A 1126-nucleotide genomic window follows, 5' to 3' on the forward strand; every position below is an offset into this window, starting at 1 on the left:
CTGCTGGGGGAAGCGGGGGCCGCCGCCGGCGTGATCCGGGAGATCCGGGGGGAGCGGGATCCCCTCTTCGGCGGCCACCCGCCCGAGCCGCTGGCGCCCTACCTGGAGCAGCTGATCGCCGAGGTGCGCCAGGCCACGGCCGCCGGCCGGCCGGCGGTGGGCATCGTCTTCGACGGTGACGGTGACCGCATCGCCGCGGTGGACGAACAGGGCCGCTTCTGCAGCACCCAGCTGCTGATGCCCCTGCTGATCGACCACCTGGCCCGGGCCCGCGGGCTGGGGGGCCGCGTCGTCAAGACCGTGAGCGGCTCCGACCTGATGGCCCTGGTGGCGGCCGACCTGGGCCGGGAGGTGATCGAGATGCCCGTCGGCTTCAAATACATCGCCGCCGAGATGCTCAGCGGCGAGGTGCTGGTGGGGGGAGAGGAATCGGGCGGGGTGGGCTTCGGCCTCCACCTGCCGGAGCGGGATGCCCTGTTCGCGGCCCTGCTGCTGATCGAGGCGCTGGTGGAGGGGGGCCTGCCCCTCGGGGCCCGGCTGGCGGCCCTGCAGGAGCGCTGCGGTGGCGCCAGCCTCTACGACCGCCTCGACCTGCGTCTGCCGGACATGGCCAGCCGCCGCCGGCTGGAGGCGCTGCTGGCCCAGGATCCGCCGCAGGAGGTGGCCGGAGCCACGGTGCTGGAGGTGAACCGCACCGATGGTGTCAAGCTGCGGATGGGCCCCAGCCACTGGCTGATGCTGCGCTTCTCCGGCACCGAGCCCCTGCTGCGGCTCTACTGCGAAGCCCCCGACGCCGACCGCGTTCAGGCGGTGCTGGCCTGGGCTCGCCAGCTGGCGGAGAGCATCTGATGGCCTCCCCATCGGAGCCCGGGGTGGCGCCCACCGTGCTGGTGATCGCCAGCGGCAACGCCGGCAAGATCCGGGAGTTCTCCCACCTGCTGGCCTCGCTGCCCCTGGCGGTGCGGCCCCAGCCCGAGGGCCTGGAGGTGGAGGAAACGGGTACCACGTTCGCCGCCAATGCCCGGCTGAAGGCCGTGGCGGTGGCCCGGGCAACCGGCCACTGGGCCCTGGCCGACGACTCGGGCCGGGCGGTGGCGGCCCTGGGCGGCGCCCCCGGGGTCCATTC

General features: G+C 74.4%; 2 protein-coding genes. Both read left to right on the forward strand.

What is annotated here, in order from left to right; translation table 11 throughout:
- On the forward strand, positions 1-849 hold an 849-nt coding region (locus VB737_RS16905; protein WP_500314679.1), incomplete at its 5' end, for a phosphohexomutase domain-containing protein.
- Positions 849-1126 (forward strand): non-canonical purine NTP pyrophosphatase (locus VB737_RS16910; RefSeq protein ID WP_500314680.1); only part of this gene is annotated, 278 nt, incomplete at its 3' end. The genes VB737_RS16905 and VB737_RS16910, both read left to right, overlap by 1 nt.

It is taken from the genome of Synechococcus sp. BA-120 BA3 (assembly GCF_034931285.1).
GTDB lineage: Bacteria > Cyanobacteriota > Cyanobacteriia > PCC-6307 > Cyanobiaceae > Cyanobium.